General features: G+C 61.7%; 15 protein-coding genes. 13 read left to right on the top strand and 2 right to left on the bottom strand.

The features are described 5' to 3' along the window. The first annotated feature begins 207 nt into the window (after positions 1-207). From AC1RLZ_RS13390 to AC1RLZ_RS13420, 7 genes are all read left to right on the top strand, one after another. Entirely contained in the window at positions 208-1632 is a 1425-nt protein-coding gene (locus AC1RLZ_RS13390; RefSeq protein WP_493189022.1) for an outer membrane beta-barrel protein, read from the top strand. After that, a complete protein-coding gene (locus AC1RLZ_RS13395) occupies positions 1613-3925 on the top strand; it encodes a polysaccharide biosynthesis tyrosine autokinase (RefSeq protein WP_493189023.1) in 2313 nt (770 codons plus the stop codon). Before AC1RLZ_RS13390 ends, AC1RLZ_RS13395 begins: the two co-directional genes overlap by 20 nt. Then, positions 3922-5343 (top strand): VpsF family polysaccharide biosynthesis protein, encoded by a 1422-nt coding sequence (locus tag AC1RLZ_RS13400; RefSeq protein ID WP_493189024.1) that lies wholly within the window; start codon positions 3922-3924, stop codon positions 5341-5343. Before AC1RLZ_RS13395 ends, AC1RLZ_RS13400 begins: the two co-directional genes overlap by 4 nt. Beyond that, positions 5340-6422 carry a glycosyltransferase family 4 protein gene (locus AC1RLZ_RS13405; RefSeq protein ID WP_493189025.1) on the top strand — a complete coding sequence of 361 codons (1083 nt, stop codon included), beginning with the start codon at positions 5340-5342 and terminating at the stop codon, positions 6420-6422. Before AC1RLZ_RS13400 ends, AC1RLZ_RS13405 begins: the two co-directional genes overlap by 4 nt. Before the next feature lie 68 nt (positions 6423-6490). Further along, the gene (locus AC1RLZ_RS13410) at positions 6491-7597 is read left to right on the top strand and encodes an acyltransferase family protein (protein WP_493189026.1); all 1107 of its coding nucleotides are present in this window, start codon (positions 6491-6493) and stop codon (positions 7595-7597) included. Between the two features lie 25 nt (positions 7598-7622). Continuing rightward, positions 7623-8654: an acyltransferase family protein gene (locus tag AC1RLZ_RS13415; RefSeq protein WP_493189027.1), complete on the top strand. Its 1032-nt coding sequence runs from the start codon at positions 7623-7625 to the stop codon at positions 8652-8654. Positions 8655-8656: 2 nt separating this feature from the next. After that, positions 8657-10096, top strand: coding sequence for an oligosaccharide flippase family protein (locus AC1RLZ_RS13420; protein WP_493189028.1), 1440 nt, complete (start codon positions 8657-8659; stop codon positions 10094-10096). Positions 10097-10109: 13 nt separating this feature from the next. On the opposite strand, the gene AC1RLZ_RS13425 is transcribed toward AC1RLZ_RS13420, so the two are convergent. Next, positions 10110-11285, bottom strand: coding sequence for an endo-1,4-beta-xylanase (locus AC1RLZ_RS13425; RefSeq protein ID WP_493189029.1), 1176 nt, complete (start codon positions 11283-11285; stop codon positions 10110-10112). Between the two features lie 131 nt (positions 11286-11416). On the opposite strand from AC1RLZ_RS13425, the gene AC1RLZ_RS13430 reads away from it, so the two are divergent. The 6 genes from AC1RLZ_RS13430 (at position 11417) to AC1RLZ_RS13455 (ending at position 16909) form a co-directional block, all read left to right on the top strand. After that, positions 11417-12211 (top strand): WecB/TagA/CpsF family glycosyltransferase, encoded by a 795-nt coding sequence (locus AC1RLZ_RS13430; protein WP_493189030.1) that lies wholly within the window; start codon positions 11417-11419, stop codon positions 12209-12211. Next, the gene (locus AC1RLZ_RS13435; RefSeq protein ID WP_493189031.1) at positions 12208-13488 is read left to right on the top strand and encodes a glycosyltransferase; all 1281 of its coding nucleotides are present in this window, start codon (positions 12208-12210) and stop codon (positions 13486-13488) included. Before AC1RLZ_RS13430 ends, AC1RLZ_RS13435 begins: the two co-directional genes overlap by 4 nt. Before the next feature lie 8 nt (positions 13489-13496). Then, positions 13497-14687 (top strand): glycosyltransferase family 4 protein, encoded by a 1191-nt coding sequence (locus tag AC1RLZ_RS13440; protein ID WP_493189032.1) that lies wholly within the window; start codon positions 13497-13499, stop codon positions 14685-14687. Beyond that, complete coding sequence (locus AC1RLZ_RS13445) at positions 14684-15091, top strand: hypothetical protein (RefSeq protein ID WP_493189033.1); 408 nt, start codon at positions 14684-14686, stop codon at positions 15089-15091. The genes AC1RLZ_RS13440 and AC1RLZ_RS13445 overlap by 4 nt, the downstream gene beginning before the upstream one ends. A 19-nt stretch (positions 15092-15110) precedes the next feature. Further along, positions 15111-15506: a hypothetical protein gene (locus tag AC1RLZ_RS13450; RefSeq protein WP_493189034.1), complete on the top strand. Its 396-nt coding sequence runs from the start codon at positions 15111-15113 to the stop codon at positions 15504-15506. 242 nt (positions 15507-15748) lie between these two features. Beyond that, positions 15749-16909, top strand: coding sequence for an acyl-CoA dehydrogenase family protein (locus AC1RLZ_RS13455; RefSeq protein ID WP_493189035.1), 1161 nt, complete (start codon positions 15749-15751; stop codon positions 16907-16909). 96 nt (positions 16910-17005) lie between these two features. Here AC1RLZ_RS13455 and AC1RLZ_RS13460 read toward each other — a convergent pair whose 3' ends face one another. Next, complete coding sequence (locus tag AC1RLZ_RS13460) at positions 17006-17410, bottom strand: carboxymuconolactone decarboxylase family protein (protein WP_068729678.1); 405 nt, start codon at positions 17408-17410, stop codon at positions 17006-17008. Positions 17411-17424: the final 14 nt, after the last annotated feature.

Here is a 17424-nt window from a genome sequence, read left to right on the forward strand (position 1 = left end):
ACTGCGATGATTTCATTTCGCACTTCACACTGAAGGCAGCAAGGAGAGGACGTTTCATCAGACGAGTGTTGAGTGCGCTAGTGGGGGCGCGACATTCATCACGGGCTTGCTGAGTTTGTAAGCGCCGAGGTGAATTTCTAAGCGGCAATCAAGTCTCGACGACAGTTCGATAGCGGGGAAATGCAGTTCCTTCGCAAGGGATGAGTGATGAAATGTATGCTTGCGTCAGCAGGATCGGATGCGATCAGCGAAGGACCGGAGGGGCTGCGGTCGATTGCCGTCGCGCGCCGCGCCCTTCGCATCGCTCCGTGGCCAGCCACCGTGATCCTGCTTGGTATTGCATCACCCGCCAATGCTCAGGCGATTCCGGCGACCAACGACGAACTCGCGCCGCCCTGGAATGCGCAACGGATTTTCGAGCCGACCGCGCTGCCCGATCTGGCCGATCGGGATAGTCGGGAAGAAGTAGCGCCCGAGGACATGCCAGTGAAAAAGAGACAGCAACCTGGTTATGAACCCGTCGGCATCCGCCAGGGATCCTGGATGTTCAACCCGTCGCTGATGACGGGCGCGCTCTATGACAGCAATGTGTTTGCCTCGAACACCCAGAAGCGCGGCGACGTCGCGGCGGTGATCGAGCCGAGCCTGCGTGCTCACACGCTGTGGGAACGACACGGCATCGACATCAAGCTCAATTCACGAACCACGGCCTATAACGAAAATTCGAGTCTCGACCAGACCGATGTGAGCCTGAAGGGCGCCGGCTGGATCGATATCGCCAATGACATGGTCGTGCTGGGCAGTTTCCAGATCGCGCATCTCAACGAGGGTGTGGGCTCACTGAGTTCGCCCGCCAACGCCGTGACGCCGACTCCTTATAACCTGATGTCCGGCGACCTCACCGTCCGCAAGGAATTCAACCGGCTCGCGACATCGATCGGCGCGCGGGTCGATTCGTACGATTACGGCACGGCGCGTGCGCAGGATGGCAACCTGATCGACCAGAGCAGCCGCGACGGCCAGATCTATGCGCTTCATGGCCGCGTCGATTATGCGTTCTCGCCGGTGCTCGGCTGGTTCGGCGGCGTCGAAGGCAACCAGCGCAATATCCGCGGCATGCCCGGCCAGACGCTGGACTCCACCGGCTATCGCGCCCTGTCCGGCTTCACGGTCGGTTTCGGCAATTTGATCCGCGGTGAATTCGGCGGCGGCTATGTCGAACAGCGTTTCGACAATCCGCTGATCGGCACCGTCGACGGACCATCCTATCGCGCCAAGCTCACCTGGAGCCCGACGCGGCTGATGGACATCCACGTCAAGGCCGAACAACTCGTGACGCAGACATCCGATACGAGTTCGACCGGCGTGCTGGCCAATGCCGTGCAGGTCGGTGTCGACTACGAACTGCGTCGCAACGTCATCCTGTCGCTGACGGGCGCCTATGAAGTCGACCGCTTCTTCGGCCAGTCCCGCAAGGACCGCGTAACCACGACGAATGCCAGCGTGAAGTATCTGATGAACCGCTTCAGCGCGATCTCGGCCTATCACCGCTACACATCGCGCGACAGCGATATACCCACCTTCAGTTACGACAAACATCAGGTAGGGCTCAATGTTACAGCGCAATTTTGACCAGCCCTTTCCGGCGCCCCCGGAGCCGGTCCCGACTGCGGTTGCAGGCTGGCAGGCGCCGACCGTCGATCTCAGGGAGATGGCGCGCATCCTGCGGCGGCGCTGGCGTGCGGTCGTGTTGCCCGCTGCCGTGCTGGGCGGAATCGCGCTGGCATATGTCCTGACAGCCACCACTCTTTATACGGCGACCTCCACGGTGCTGGTCGATCCGCGCCGCGCCAATGTGGTCGAGACCAACCAGTCGGTGCTGACCAATTTCGGCACCGATGATGCGACCATCGAAAGCCAGACGCTGCTGATCCAGTCGCTGACCATTCTGCAGCGCGTGGCCGACAAATTGAAGCTGACGCAGGACCCCGAGTTCATGGCGAAGCCGGGGCTGCTCGATCCGATCCGGAACCTGTTTCGCAGCGGCAGCCCCGTCGACGGCGTGAGCCCCGAGGACGCCGCGCGCGCATATTCTATCTATCTGCTCCAGCGCCGCATGAAGGTGACACGGCAAGGCACCACTTTCCTGGTCGATATCGCCGTCAGTTCGGAATCGCCTCAGAAGGCCGCCACCATCGCCAATGCCGTCGCCGACGCCTATTTCGAGGAACAGGTGCGCGCCAAGTATGATGCGACGCGCATCGCAGCCAAATGGCTCGGCGGCCAGATCGATGCGCTGAAGAATCGCGTCGTGACCTCGGAACAGGCGGTCGCGGATTATCGCGCCGCCAATAATCTCGCCGTTGCGCAGGGCGTGACCGTCAACGACCAGCAAATCACCGATCTCAACAACAAGCTGATTGCCGCCCGGGTGCAGACCGCCGAGGCGCGCGCCAAGTTCGATCAGGTGCAGCAATTGGCGAAAACCGGCGGCGATGCCGGCGGGCTCAACGCCGCCGTTTCCTCGGAGATGGTGAGCAAGCTGCGCACGCAATATGCGGATATCGCCAAGAACGAAGCCGACCTGACCAGCAAATACGGCCCACGCCATCCGCAGGTGGCGAATGTGCGGGCGCAGCTCAGGGACACACAGCGGCTGATCAATGAGGAAATCGCGCGCATCGTGCAAAGCACGACGCATGATTACGACGTCGCGAAATCCCGCGAGGCCTCGCTGCAGGATAGTTTCGACAAGCTGCAGGGCGTCTCCAGCACATCCGGTCAGGCCGTGGTCCGGCTGCATGAGCTGCAGCGCGAGGCCGAGGCCAATCGCACGCTCTACGAATCGTATCTGGCGCGTTCCAAGGAGACGACGGCGCAGGAAAGCCTGGAGATGCCGGACTCCCGTATCGTCAGCTTTGCCAGCATCCCGCTCAAGCCCTCCGCGCCGAAGACAGCCCTCATCCTCGGCTTTGCCATCCTGCTCGGCCTCGGCGGCGGCACTGTGCTGGCATTCCTGACCGACTACCTCGACGGACGGATCAAGACACTGGAACAGGCCGAAGAGATTTCGGGTGTTCCCGCCCTCGCGGCCTTGCCGTCGATCAGCAGCCGCGAACTCGCCGGACGCGCCAAACGCGGCCGCACCGAACTTGGCAATTACGACCCGCGCACCATGCGACTGCTGCCGGCCGCATTGCAGCCTCCGCTGATGCGTTATGCCATCGAGGAGCCCGGCACATTCTTCGCCGAAGCGATCCGTGCCGTGCGTCTGGCAATCCAGCGCGCGCGCAAGATCGACACGGTCAAGGTGGTGCTGGTGACGTCGGGCCTCGAAAGTGAAGGCAAGACGACTTTCGCCGGAAATCTTGCTTTGTCCTTCGCCACGCTCGGCATCAACACGCTGCTGATCGACGGCGATCTGCGCAATCCCGGCCTGACACGCGCCGTCAGCCCCAATGCCGATGCCGGCCTGCTGCAGGTGGCAACCGGCGAAGTGCCGTTGGAACATGCCATCCTGCGCGATCGCAGCACCGGCCTCTCGATTTTGCCCTCCCCTGCTATCAAGGACGTCGATGCCATCACCGAGTTGATGTTCTCCGAGCAGATCGTCGAAATCCTCGACCGCCTGAAGTCACATTATGAACTGATCATCATCGACTCGCCGCCGTTGATCCCGCTGGTCGACGGCCGAGCACTGGCCGAACTCGCCGACCGAATTCTGCTTGCCATGGCCTGGAATCAGACACCGCGCGAGGTTGTCGCCCACACGATGGAACTGTTGGCTCCGGTGCATGACCGCATTCTCGGTACCGTGCTGACCCAGGTCGATCTCAACAAGATCCGCTTCTATGACTATTACCGCAGCTCGGCCTATCTGAAGCCCTACGGTGTCGCCGCCGCCAGCGCGGGGGCCGCGCGTTGACATTGGTCCGGACCGCGCCGCTCAGGCTCCATCGCAACGGCGGTCTCGCCGCGGCAGGCCCGCGTGCGCGCGTTCCGCAACGACGGCAGATGGTCAATGCCGCTCAGCTCATCAATCTTATGATCATATGCGTCCTGCTGGGCGCCATCGTCGCGATCTTCACGCTGTCCGGCGGCGTTCTGACCAATCTCAAGATCCACTATCTGACACCCGGCGGCAATTTTCTGGAGAAGCTGCACCCCGGCACCTATGCGACTTTCATCGCGACGCTTCTGCTGCTGATGCGCGATGGCGATCCGATCGGCGAGATCAACCGTGCCTTCACGGACGCCAAGCTTTTGCTGGTGCATCTGTTCTGCTGGTTCGTCCTGCTGATTCAGATGTTCGTGCTGGAACGCCCGTTCACCGTCATCATCGACACATTCCTGCTGCCGGTCTTGCTGTGCCTGCTGATCTGGCGGCTGACACCGGCGCAGCGGCGGCCACTGGTCTGGGCCATCCATGCGACGCTGCTGCTCAACATCCTGATTGGTTATTACGAATATTTCTCCGGCCATCGCATCATTCCGCTGACGCTCGGCAGCGTGCTGGTGGTCGGTGAATGGCGCTCGGCCGCGCTCCTTGGCCATCCCTTGACGGCCTCGGGCATCGTCGGCGCCTATATCATGGCGCTGGTGCTGCGACCGGCCATCTGCCCGCCGATCATGATCCGCGTGCCACTGATCGCCTTCAGTCTGGGCTCGCTGATGGCCTTCGGCGGCCGCACCGCGCTGATGACGGTATTGTTCGTGCTGGCCGGTCTCGGCCTGCTCGAAACGATCCGGCTGATCCGCGGCAAGCGCGTGCCGCTGCTGTTTGCAGTTGGCGCAATCTGCTTTCTTTTTGCAGCGGCAGGCGTCGTGTTCGCCGCTCTCTATCTCGGCATCTTCGACAAGATGCTGCTGCGCTTCTCGTCGGACAAAGGCAGCGCCCTGGCCCGCTTTGCGACCTTCGACATGCTCAATCATTTCCAATGGAGCGAACTGATCCTTGGGCCCAATCCGGTTCGCGCGAATGCGCTGCAGTCGCAGCTCGGGCTGAATTACGGCATCGAGAATTTCTGGGTGTCCTGCATCGTGCAATTCGGCCTCATCCACACCATCCTGATCACGCTGGGCCTGACCTGCTTCTTCGTTGAACTTTTGCGCCGGTCTGATCGCGCCGCATGGGCCATCGTGCTGCTGATCCTGATGATCGCCGCGAGTTCGGTGAGTTTCTCGTCGAAGAACATCCAGCTGGCGCAGCTTGTCCTGCTCATCGCGCTGCTGCTGCCGCGCGAACGGGCACCGACCAAGGCGCCGCCCCGTCCACTTCACGCGAGGCCACCGATGGCCGCCCCGCATGTCCGCGCCATCCCCCGGGATCAGGAGTTCGCATGACCATCTATGTCGATCACACCCATCTCGGACGCCACGTGACCGGGCTCGAACGAATCACACTTGAGCTGTTCTCGGAGCAGGCGCTGGCGCCGCTCGATGTCGTGCCCATCACCTCGCGCGGCACCGGCCAGATGGTGGCGACGCAGACTTTCGGTCTGCCGATGCGCCTGGCGTCTCCCTCGTCGTTCCTGCTGTGCCCCGGCTTTCCGCCAAGCCCGCTGCTGCGGATGTTTTCATCGCGTGTGCTGCCCTATATGCATGACGACTTCCTGCTGACGCGACGGGCTGATCTCAATGCGCGTGCGCGACTCTATATGGCGGCCCCCTTCAAGATCGCGCTCAAGAACTATCCGCGCTTCCTGACCAATTCGCGCGACACCCAGCGCAAGCTGGCCGAGCATTGTCGGCCGGACGCCGAGATCACGCTGTATCGCCCGCCAGTGCGCAACGTGTTCAACCTGCAATCCGCCGAGCGCGCCGAACGCGAACCCGAGACGTCGCCGCTGCGCGTCGTGGCCCTCGGCACCGTGGAGCCACGCAAGAACTTCATCGCCGCGGCCAATATCGTCCGTGAACTGCGCCAGCACGGCTTTCCCCGCGCCACCCTCGATATCGTCGGCCGCAAGGGCTGGGGCGATGACTGGAAGACGCTGGAACGCATGTCGTGTGTGAACTTGCATGGCTACCAGTCATCCGAGAATGTGACACGGATTCTCGATGAGGCCGATATCTTCCTGTGCACCTCGCATGACGAAGGCCTCGGCTTGCCGCTGCTCGAAGCCCAGTATGCCGGCCTGCCGATCGTGGCACCGAATGCGCCCGTCTTCCATGAAGTGCTGGGAACATCCGGAATCTTCATCGATCCATCGAACCACGGCACCGCGGCGTCGCAGATCGGCGGAGCCATCGCGGCGTCTCAGTGGCGCAGGCAGTATGTTGCGTCGGCCACCGAGAACCTCGCGCGCTGGAACGCGCTGGCGGCAAGCGACCACGACATAGTCATCGATCTGATCGCCGAACTTGCCGGCGGGCAGTTGGCCGGCCGTCGTCCGGCAGCGAAGCCCACCGTCGCGCATTAGGGCGGCGACGCCTGCTTCCACACCGGATCGAGGGCTCGCCCGGTCCGTTCAACAGAGGATATTGCTTCTTGCAGGATAGCGACACCAGCACACGACATCTCGACGGGCTGCGCATCGTTGCGGCCAGCGCCGTCGTGATCCTGCATTATTCGGATTACATCAAGGAACTGCCAATCGGTCGCTTCATGGTGGACCACACCTGGCACTTCAATCTGTTCGTCGACCTGTTCTTCGTCATCTCCGGCTTCGTCATTGCCAGCCAGTATCTGGCCAAGGTCGGCTCACCCGCTGCGGTCGGCCGCTTCCTGTGGCGACGCCTCGCGCGGATCTATCCACTGCATCTGGCGACGCTGGCTTTCTACATCCTGATCGCACTGGCGCTTCATGCGGGCATCGCCAAGACCGACAACCCGGCGCGTTATCCGTTCTCAGACCTGCCGGCGCAGTTCCTGCTGCTGCACGCCATCGATGGCGACCGGCTGACCTTCAATTTTCCGAGCTGGTCCCTGTCGGCGGAGTTCTTCTGCTATGTGCTGTTTCCGCTGATGGTGCTGACGATCACGCGGAGCAGGATGGTGATCGTGGCCCTCGTCTTGCTGCCGCTGCTGGCCAACAGCATCTATGCCCTGACCATGGGCACCGACCCCTGGCCGGACTGGATCAACAAGGGCGGCGCCTTCCGCGCTTTGCCTGCCTTCAATCTCGGCATCGCCTGCTGGCTGTTTCGCGACAGGATCGCACGGCTTCCGGCAATGCCCGGCCTGCTGACGGCCACCCTCGTCCTGTTCCTGATCTTCGGCGCGCAGCTCCCGATCATGGCAGCACTGGCAGCCATCTATCTCATCGCGATGCTCGCCATCCATCACGACCTCTCCGGCCAGACCACGCTGTTCTCGCGCCTTGGCTTCGAGCGCTGGTCGTCGCTGACCTATTCCTCCTACATGCTGCATATTCCGGTCGCGACTGTCGTTCTCACGCTGGCGGCACGCTTCCTTGCCCCCGTCATTCCCGGCGGCAAGCTCGCTCTGGTGCCGCTGGCCATCGCCATTCTTGCCGCTGTGAGTATTCTGTCCCTGCGCTATTTCGAGACGCCCATGCGGCGTGCTCTCAATGAGGCTTATGATCGCCATTTCAGCACGCGAATTGCCGCGGCGACGGTGCCAAGGCAGACGTGAACTGATGGTGGATGCAACACAGACAATGTCCGGGACGGCGCAGCCGCTGGCTCAAACGAGGACGGCCAGCCGGGATGTGGCCATCGACAGCATGCGCGGCCTCGCGATTCTGATGGTGATCGGCATCCATTCGCTGCAGCAGCCGCTCGACGCATCGTGGAAGACCATGCTCGATGCGGCGCTGCGTCCCTGCGTGCCGATCTTCCTGTTTGCGTCCGGTTATCTGACCGCGCTGTCGGGCCGCGTTCCGCTCGGCAAGCGCGTGATGGCAGCACTGATCCCCTACACAATCGCTTTCGCTGCGGCCTATCTCTACATGGCGCTGCAGAATCCGGCGATGGACCATCGACCGACAACGACGGTCGCCCGTTTCGTGCTCGCCTACGTCTTCGTGTATTACTATGTCTTCGTCTATCTCGGTTGTACGCTCATGCTCTGGCTGACGCTGTGGTTCGCCCATCACGTGCCGACCCAAGCCAATGAGCGACTGCGCATCGTCCTGATGCTTGCCCTCGTCTTCGGCCTGATCATCGGCAGCTATTTCGATCCCCTGCTGATCCAGCGCGGGCTGTCCGAAGGGCTGATCGAGGAAGTGCGCATGCGCGACATCCCGTTCTGGTTCAGCTTCATGGCCCTGGGAATGCTGGTCGCCGGATCGACGGCGCGGCCGGCCCTTCCGGCGATGCGCCTGACACTCACTGCTGCGGCGCTGCTGGCCTATGTGATCTATGCTGCGGTCCGATTGCTGAAGATCGGCGACGCCGCCGATTATGATTCGATGGCGTTCTTCGGCTACGCCGCTGCGCTCTGCGTTCTGTTGCTCGCGCTGGGCATCCGCGCGTCGGTCCTGGCCATGCTCGGATCCGGCAGCTACTTCATCTATCTCTGGCATATTTTCATTGTCATGGCCTTGCGCAATCATGGCGGACTGCGCCAGTTCGGCCCGGTTGCGGGGACATTTCTGATGTATGCGATCACCGTCGCCTTGAGCCTTGGCGCATTGCTCGCCGTGCAACGATGGGCGCCGCCCCGCGCGGCCCGCTGGCTCGGAGCCTGACCATGCTGCTGAAGCGCACGATCCTTTATCTTCCGGCGCAAATCGTCGGACCGATGTTCCAGCTGATCGCGATGATCGTGTGGACCCATGTGGTCAACGAGCACACGCTGGGTGTGATCACGCTGATCACCGCAACGCATGAGCTGCTGCAGATCGCGTTCCTAGCGTGGTGGTCGCAATATGCGCTGCGCTTCTTCGGTCGCTATCAGGACGGCGAACAGGCGGAACGCTTCTACCGCACCGAGAACGTGGTCATCCTCGTGTCCCTGGTGTTGCAGAGCGCCGCCGTGATCGGTGTACTCTATGCGGTCATCGCTACTGACACCAACCCTGCGCTGCTCGGCGCGACCGTCGCTTATGTCATCAGCCGCTCCCTCAATCTCTATATCGCCGAACGTGCCCGGGTCCGGCACCAGATCGGCGTCTATTCAATCCAGCAGATCGTCGGGCCGTCGATCGGTTTCATTTTCGGCCTGGTGCTGATCAAGCTGATCAGCCCGTCGCCGGAATGGCCGCTGCTGGGCTATGCCGCCGCGCAGCTCTTTGCCGCTTTGGTCGTCCTGCCGCGCATTGGCTACAGCCGCCGATTGTGGCCGATCGATCGCGAGATCATTCGCCATGCGGTGAGCTATGGCATTCCACTGATTATCGGCGGCGCGCTGGGCTGGGTCGGCCTCAATGCCTCGCGCTTCATCGTCAACGACATGCTCGGCGTCGCCGCCGCGGGCCTTTTTGCAGTTGGTTACGGTCTGGGGCAGCGCGCCGCGGCGGTGGCAGCGATGCTGGTGACGGCGGCGGCGTTTCCGCTGGCGGTCAAGAGCATGGAGCAAGGCGGCAGCAAGGCCGCGATGCGCCAGCTTGCCGACAACAGTGCGCTGCTCATCGGCATTCTGGCGCCGAGCATTGCGGGCATCTTCCTGCTCCGCGCCGAGATCGTGCACCTGCTGATCGCCACGCCGTTCCAGCAGGTGACGCTGGCAATCCTGCCTCTCTCGGCCCTGGCCGGTTCGATCCGCAACATCCGCGCCCATTTTGGCGACCAAGTGTTTCTCCTGCACAGCAGGACGCAGCTGATGATCGTCGTCTCAAGCATCGACGCGCTGGTGACGATCATGGCGAGCTTCATCTGTATCCACTATTGGGGACTCGTCGGCGCGGCCGGTGCGACGGTGCTGTCCGCCATTGCCGCAGCGCTGGTCAGCTTCATCATCGGCTTTTCCAAATTCGGCCTGACGCTGCCCTGGGCGCATCTCGCCCGCATCGTCATCGCAACCGGGGCCATGGGGGCACTGCTGACGCAACTGCCCGAAGCGCCAAACTATGTCCTGCTGGCGGCCCATGTCGCCGCGGGCGCGGCGATCTATGTGCTGGTCCTTGCCATCCTTTACGGGCCGACATTGCTTCGGATGCTGCGCCGTCAGCCGCAACTCTCGGAGCTCTGATGTCGCGAAAATGTCACGACCGTTTGGCGGTCTCCAGGGCACGGGCCATTGCGTACCACAGCGGCTTTTTTTGCATGTTCTCATCGAACGGCAGCGGCCGCGGCAGTCGCTCTGCGAGAGGAGTCTTCTTTCGCGCGGCGTCCGTATAGAATGAATAGTGATCGGACAGCTGCCACGCGATCACAGCCTTGACCGCCGGAACCTGCAGCACCGTTTCGAGGAATTTCCCGCCGGTCTCCGCGATCATCTTGTCGCGCGTGGCCACATCATCGGGGAACGTGTCGTCACGAACATCGAATTCGGTGATGTAGATATCGACCTTGCGTTCGGCCAGCGCGTGGACGAATTCCAGAAACCGCTGGGGATCATGCGGATAGCGCGGCTGCAGGTGGCCCTGCAAACCGACGACATCGAGCCGGACTCCCGCGTGCTGCAATTCATCGACCAGACGCAATAATCCGGCGCGCACTGCAAGACCGACATCGTCATCGCGTTCCGCCTGTGCCTCATTGAGCACAAACTTGGTCTTCTTATCCACCGCACCGGCGCGGGCGAAGGCGCGCTTGATATAATCGGTTCCAAACGCATCGTACCACGGGCCGAGACGATAGCCGCCGGGCGCCTTGTGACCGGGCCAGAACGGCTCATTCACGACGTCCCATGACTGTAATTTTCCGGCATAACGTCCCGCGACTTCATCGATATAACTATCGAAGAAGGCCTGTCGCTCGGAATTGCTCATGGACTTGATCCATTGCGGAACCCATTCGTTCCAGATCAAACAATGACCGCGCATTGGAATGCGATTGCTCGCACAAAATTGCAGCAATCGATCAGCGCTCTCGAATCGCTTCGGGCCGGCCATCGGCGCAAGCGTGCCCATTTTCAGAGCGATGTCTGTCGTTATAATTTTCGTCTGTGTTGTGTAAAGCTCACGATATCCAACATCCTTGTCGATCACGGGCCCCGCAGCCGCGCCAAACATCAAACCATTTTTTGCCGCAATTGTACCAAGGCTCTGCGTTTGCGTCGCGCCGAGTGCATGTCGTTGCATAGCAAGCGTCGCGCCGGCGATGACTGCGAGCGACTTTCTCCTTGAACATTCGAACATATCCACTCTCCATCGATTCAAAATCGTGACTGCTATCTTTCGATATTGCGCGACAGCATCGCCATCGTTGCGTCGCAATAGTTCGTTTTGATGGCATCACGTCGAGGAGATGATTTTCGACTCACCCTCTTTCTTCGCTGCATCTGTAGCAAGCAAGTTGTGTACTTCGTTCAAGCGTAACTCGGCCACATTGTCATCAGGGGAGCGACATGTTGCAGACGCAGGCGCCACAAGCCCGAAATCTCACCGTTGACGGTGTCACCGTCAACATTTCGTCACTCGACGAAGCCGTTTCATCGATCGTGGAAGCGGCCGAACGCGGCGATAACTTCAGCGTATGCACGCTCAATCTCGATCATGTCGTCCATCTGCAACAAAAGCCGGACTTTCGCGCGGCCTATCGGCGCGCACGCTTCGTGACTGCGGATGGCTTTCCGATCGTCATTCTCAGTCATCTGCTAGGCAAGCCCATTTCGCGAACAACCGGCGCTGATCTTGCTGCTCCCTTGTGCGAAGCTGCAGGCAAGAAGGGGCTTCCCATCTTTCTGTTCGGTTCCGACAGACCGACACTGGACAAGACGACAGCGGAATTGCGTAAGCGATATCAGGGCTTGCAGATCGTCGGCACATTCGCGCCCGGTCGCAACTTCGATGCCTATTCAGCGGAGGCGGATACAGCGATTGCACAGATCCGCGCATCCGGTGCAAAGCTCTGCTTCCTCGCGCTGGGCGCTCCGCGACAGGAAGTGTTTGCCTCGCGTTGTATCGATGAGCTGGACGGCACCGGCTGCCTCTGTTTTGGCGCGGCGCTCGACTTCATCGCAGGTACGCAAATTCGCGCACCCATGTTCACCCAGCGTACCGGCCTCGAATGGGCGTGGCGCATGTTGCGCAATCCGCGCCGCCTTGCGCCTCGTTACGCGCGCTGCGCTGCCGCCGTACCACGTTTGATCGCCAGTACGCTTCCACAAATCCTGAACGCCCGCATGAGGAAAGCCGCATGACCTCGACACTTACTCTGGGGCTTCGCGCCCGGAACGCCGCACCGGCCAAGCAACGCTATCAGATCTGTCTCATCCATCCGTTCGATCCGCGCGGCCAGAAGGTGGGTGGGCTGGAGACCTATATCCGCGACTTCATCACCTTCCATCCCACGGACACCGACATCCTGTTCGTCGGCGTGGATTCGATCGGCGACCTCAAGCTCGGCGAAGTGCGACGGCTGACGTTCCGCGGGCGCGACTTCGACTTTCTCCCGATCCTGCACTATTCCGACCAGCAGGCCCGAGAGGCCGCGCGCACCATCCGCTCGTCACTGACCGGCCAGTTCTTCATGGCCTTGCTGCGTTACTTCGGCCCGGTCTCGCGGTTAATTCGCGAACGCGGCTGCACGGTCGATCTGCGCCGCGTCGAGTTTTCCTGGCTGCCGACGCTGCTGCGCCGCCCGTTCATCCAGATGCTGCATGGCGAGGGTGCACCGAAGCTGCAGATGGATTCGCTGCTACGGAAATATTCGTTCGTGCACAATATCGGCGAGCGTTTCGCCGTCACGACCAGCGCGAAGTTTCTGTGCGTGAACCCGTTCATCACCGAACGCCTGCAAAAGACATATCCCGGTCAGAGCGGCAAGATCGACACACTGTGGACCTGGGTCAATACCGACATCTTCAAGCCGCAGCCGTTTCCGGCGATGACCGAACCGTTCCGGATCATCTTCGCGGGGCGCCTTGACGAGTTCAAGGATCCGCCGTTGATGTTCAGCACCATCGCCCGCCTGCGCGAGCGGCTGCATGGCCATCTCGAATTCCACTATATCGGGACCAGCGATCCGCATCGCTTTGCCGAATTCGCCGCGATCGAAGACATCACGATCCGGCACGGATTCAAGGACGCCGTCGGCATGGCCGCAACACTGGCCAATGCCCATGCAGGCATCCTGACGTCGGAATTCGAGGGCATGCCGCGCTGTGTGCTCGAGACGCTTGCGGTCGGCCGCCCGGTCGTCGCCGTGCATCTGCCGCAACTGGAATCGGTGATCCATGATGGCGAGAGCGGTTACCTGATTTCGCGTAGCGCGTCGCGCGACGAGATGATCGAGAACCTGGCCCAACGTTTCCTCGATACCCGCGATGCGATCGGCACCGGCGAGATCAATCCGGAGCAGGTTGCCAGCGCCATCAATGATTTCACGCCGGCCACGCAACTGGCGCGCGTCTTCACTTATCACCAGGACATCCAGAATTCGCGCAACATGACGATGACGCCCTCCGCGGCACACTGAGGCTATTTGTGAATATCCTGTTGCTATCGAGCGAATATGCTCCCGCACGCGGCGGGATTGGCACCTATGCCCGCGAGATCGCCCTCGCTGCAACACAGCTCGGCGCGCGGGTGACGCTGGTCGCTCCCGATTACGCACAGGATACGTCAACCGATGATCGCGCGATGCCCTTCGCAATCCACCGCTTCAGCGGCGGATTGCATTCGGCGCGTGATCTGCCCGCCAAGATCATGCTGGCGCGCAGCCGCATCGGTACGGCGCCGTACGATGTGGTGCATGCCGCCGACTGGCCGTTCTTTATCCCGATCGCGCTGGCCCGCGGCCGCACGCCGGCGCGAATGCTGATGACCGTGCACGGTACGGAGATCAACGAGACGCAGACGCCGCTGAAGCGGCTGGCGATCCGCTGCAGTGGCGTATTCGGGCCACGCACCGAGGTCGCTGCCAATAGCAACTTTACACGCGACCTGTTCCGCAAAAGATTCGCAATCGACGAACGCCGCATCCATGCCATTCGCCTTGGCGTCTCCGATTTCTGGTCCGGCCGGCGCAGCGATCGCGCCGCCACGCGTGCGATCTATGACATTGCGCCCGACCGCATCGTCATGGTGACCGTGGCGCGGCTCACGCGGCGCAAGGGCCACCACCTCACGCTCGCCGCACTCACGCAGCTTCCTGGCGAATTGCGTCAGCGCGTCACCTGGCTGGTCATCGGTCCACAAGGCGAGGCTGACTATGTCGATGAGCTTCGCGGCATGATCGCGGCGTCGGACTGCGACATCAGACTGCTCGGCGCGCTATCGAATGAAGAAATTCGTGACATCTACGGTGCGGCGGACTTCTTTTGTCTGACCGGCGTGCCGGAGTCGTCCGGCCGCGTCGAAGGCTTCGGTCTTGTCTATCTCGAGGCCGGTGCCACAGGCTTGCCGAGCGTGGCGAGCAATATCGGCGGCGTGCCCGATGCCGTGCTCGCCGGCCAGTCGGGCCTTCTGGTCGCTCCCCGTGTCGACATGATCACCGGCGTGATCCGGCAACTGGCCGAAGATGATGAGTTGCGGGCACGCCTCGGCGCCGGTGCCGCCGCCCATGCGCGTGATCTGTCGTGGGAACGCTGTGCCGCAGAAACCTATGGCCTGAAGCGACCATCGTCATCGGGGGATGCGTTGCAGACCGGATCGGAGCTGAGGGCATCGGCATGAGACAATTTGCCGCCATCATCGCACTGCTCGTGCTCACCGCAGGTGCCGCGCAAGCCGACAATTGCAACAAGAGCCGGGAATATCTGCTCGGCGGCCTTGCAGGCGATCTCACCATGCCGCCCCAGGCCTATGAAGGCCTGTTCAAGGTCTGCACCGAGACGGCGACGATGCCGAACGTCAAAGACGCCTACATCCTGAAGGATGGCGGCATCGCGGTGATCCCGAAACAGGATACGATACCCGCCACGGCGGCGACGCTGTCGCGATTCTGCGAGGCCAACCCCAGAGCCACGCTACGCTTCATCTCCGCCAAGGAGCTTGCGCTCACGAAATCGACGTCGGGCATTGTGCAGATGTCGTCAGGCTCCGCAACATCGTGTAAGAAGATCAAGGGTCTCACCTGAGCCAGAGGGAAATGCCGCCATGCTGAAGCGCATCTTTCGCTCCTCCTCCGAGACGTTCCGGACACGCTCCCCGGAGCGCGATCGCATCACCGATGAACGACTGGTTCTTGCCATTGCGGCGACCATCGACTCCGGCCTGCGCAGTGCAGAATACGAGCATGACGGCCTGAAGCGTCGGCTGGAAGACGTCATCTCCATCGCCGCAATTGTCGGTGGTAACGAAATCGAGGACGTCAACAGCCAGGCTGACCCACGGGCGGAGCTCCTGCAGAAATCGGACGACGAGATCCGCATCGGCGAAGCACGGCTGCGCACGCTCGAGACAAATATCGAACATTTCAGATCGCTGAAGCGGGACCTGAGACGGCGCTTTCCGGGCATCAATCTCGACGCGGCCGCGCCGGCGCCGAAATAGAGCTTTTCCTCCGGTCAAGGGCTTGGACGATCGGCATGTCATACGCGGTCAGCGACGGCCCACGCCCTCCGGCATGATCGATACATCGTAGCCGAGTTCGATGCGATCGGGCATACTGCTCGTGCAGATGTTATCCCACCGCGTCGCTGCCATCACCCCTGCAGGCCGTGATCGACCGCGCATAACTGAATCCCGCCACCACGGCCCCGCCCAGCTGCGGATCGACCGGAGTATCCACATCCATGACTGATCGCGCCGACGCCATTGCCGCCAGGATCGAGACCTTCATCCGCGCCGAAGTCATCCCCTATGAGAAAGATCCACGGACAGGACCTCACGGCCCGAGCGACGAACTGGTGCAGGAGCTGCGCGACAAGGCACGCAAGGCCGGCGTTCTGACCCCGCACATTCTTGCGGATGGATCGCATCTGACGCAACGCGAAACGGCAAAAGCCCTGATCAAGTCCGGTCTTTCGCCGCTGGGCCCGCTGGCCTGCAACACGATGGCGCCCGATGAAGGCAATATGTATCTGCTCGGCAAGGTCGGCACCGCCGAACAGAAGACGCGTTTTCTTGAACCGCTGGTGTCAGGGAAAGCGCGTTCGGCATTCTTCATGACCGAGCCGGCAGACGCTGGCGGCGCAGGCTCCGATCCGTCGATGATGCAGACCACCTGCAGGCTCGATGGCAATCACTGGGTGATCAACGGGCGGAAGAAGTTCATCACCGGCGCGGAAGGCGCCAGGGTCGGCATCGTCATGGCGAAGTCCGAGGACGGCGCCTGCATGTTCCTCGTCGATCTCCCTGATCCTGCGATCCGCACCCTGCGCGTGCTGAATACGATCGACAACTCGATGCCCGGCGGCCATGCCGAGATCGAGATCGACAACCTGCGTGTCCCTGCAGACCAGATGCTGGGCGCGTCAGGCGACGGTTTCAAATACGCGCAGATCCGCCTCAGCCCGGCGCGCCTGTCGCATTGCATGCGCTGGCTGGGTCTTGCGATCCGCGCCAACGAGATCGCCACCGACTATGCCTGTCGTCGCCATGCGTTCGGAAAAGCGTTGATCGATCACGAAGGCGTCGGCTTCATGCTGGCGGAGAACCTGATCGATCTCAAACAGTCGGAACTGATGATTGACTGGTGCGCGGACGTACTCGACACCGGCTCGCTCGGCACGGCCGAAAGCTCGATGGCCAAAGTCGCCGTGTCGGAAGCGCTGATGCGGATCGCCGACCGTTGCGTGCAAGTGATGGGCGGCACCGGCGTTTCGGGTGAAACGATCGTCGAACAGGCCTTCCGCGAAATCCGAGCGTTCCGCATCTATGACGGCCCGACCGAAGTCCACAAATGGTCGCTTGCCAAGAAGATCAAGCGCGACTGGAAGGCGGAACAGCAATGACGCGCACGGCGAAAGTAACCGCCCGAGATACCCGGCTCGCGTTCGCGAGAAGATCGGTATCTCGAGCGTCGACAAGGGACGTGAGGGCTGTCGCTGCTATTCGACCTTGCCCATTTCCTTGAGCACTTCATTGGCGGCCTTGAAGGCGTCGAGGCCAGCCGGGATCCCGCAATAGACGGTGGCGTGCAACAATACTTCCTTGATCTCATCCACGGTGACGCCGTTGGTGATCGCGCCGCGGGTGTGCAGCTTGATTTCGGGCGCGCGGTTCAAGGCCGTGAGCATCGCCAGGTTCAGCATGCTGCGGGTCTTGCGATCGAGGCCGGGACGATTCCAGGCATAGCCCCAGCACCATTCAGTGGTGATGTGCTGGAACGACATCATGAAGTCATTGGTCGACTGCATCGATTTGTCGACATAGGCAGCGCCAAGCACTTCGCGCCGTGCGGCAAGACCGATATCGAACATTCCGCCGAGGGTGATCGTCTGATCGTAGCTCATGTTTATTCCTTCCA

This window comes from Tardiphaga sp. GW822-FHT04G09 (assembly GCF_058800725.1).

Bases quoted from the DNA above. Each gene is read 5' to 3' on its own strand.
- AC1RLZ_RS13405 (WP_493189025.1), top strand. From the start codon at position 5,340: ATGACCATCTATGTCGATCACACCCATCTCGGACGCCACGTGACCGGG.
- AC1RLZ_RS13420 (WP_493189028.1), top strand. From the start codon at position 8,657: ATGCTGCTGAAGCGCACGATCCTTTATCTTCCGGCGCAAATCGTCGGA.
- AC1RLZ_RS13430 (WP_493189030.1), top strand. From the start codon at position 11,417: ATGTTGCAGACGCAGGCGCCACAAGCCCGAAATCTCACCGTTGACGGT.
- AC1RLZ_RS13460 (WP_068729678.1), bottom strand. From the start codon at position 17,410: ATGAGCTACGATCAGACGATCACCCTCGGCGGAATGTTCGATATCGGT.
- AC1RLZ_RS13390 (WP_493189022.1), top strand. From the start codon at position 208: ATGAAATGTATGCTTGCGTCAGCAGGATCGGATGCGATCAGCGAAGGA.
- AC1RLZ_RS13445 (WP_493189033.1), top strand. From the start codon at position 14,684: ATGAGACAATTTGCCGCCATCATCGCACTGCTCGTGCTCACCGCAGGT.
- AC1RLZ_RS13395 (WP_493189023.1), top strand. From the start codon at position 1,613: ATGTTACAGCGCAATTTTGACCAGCCCTTTCCGGCGCCCCCGGAGCCG.
- AC1RLZ_RS13450 (WP_493189034.1), top strand. From the start codon at position 15,111: ATGCTGAAGCGCATCTTTCGCTCCTCCTCCGAGACGTTCCGGACACGC.
- AC1RLZ_RS13455 (WP_493189035.1), top strand. From the start codon at position 15,749: ATGACTGATCGCGCCGACGCCATTGCCGCCAGGATCGAGACCTTCATC.
- AC1RLZ_RS13415 (WP_493189027.1), top strand. From the start codon at position 7,623: ATGTCCGGGACGGCGCAGCCGCTGGCTCAAACGAGGACGGCCAGCCGG.
- AC1RLZ_RS13435 (WP_493189031.1), top strand. From the start codon at position 12,208: ATGACCTCGACACTTACTCTGGGGCTTCGCGCCCGGAACGCCGCACCG.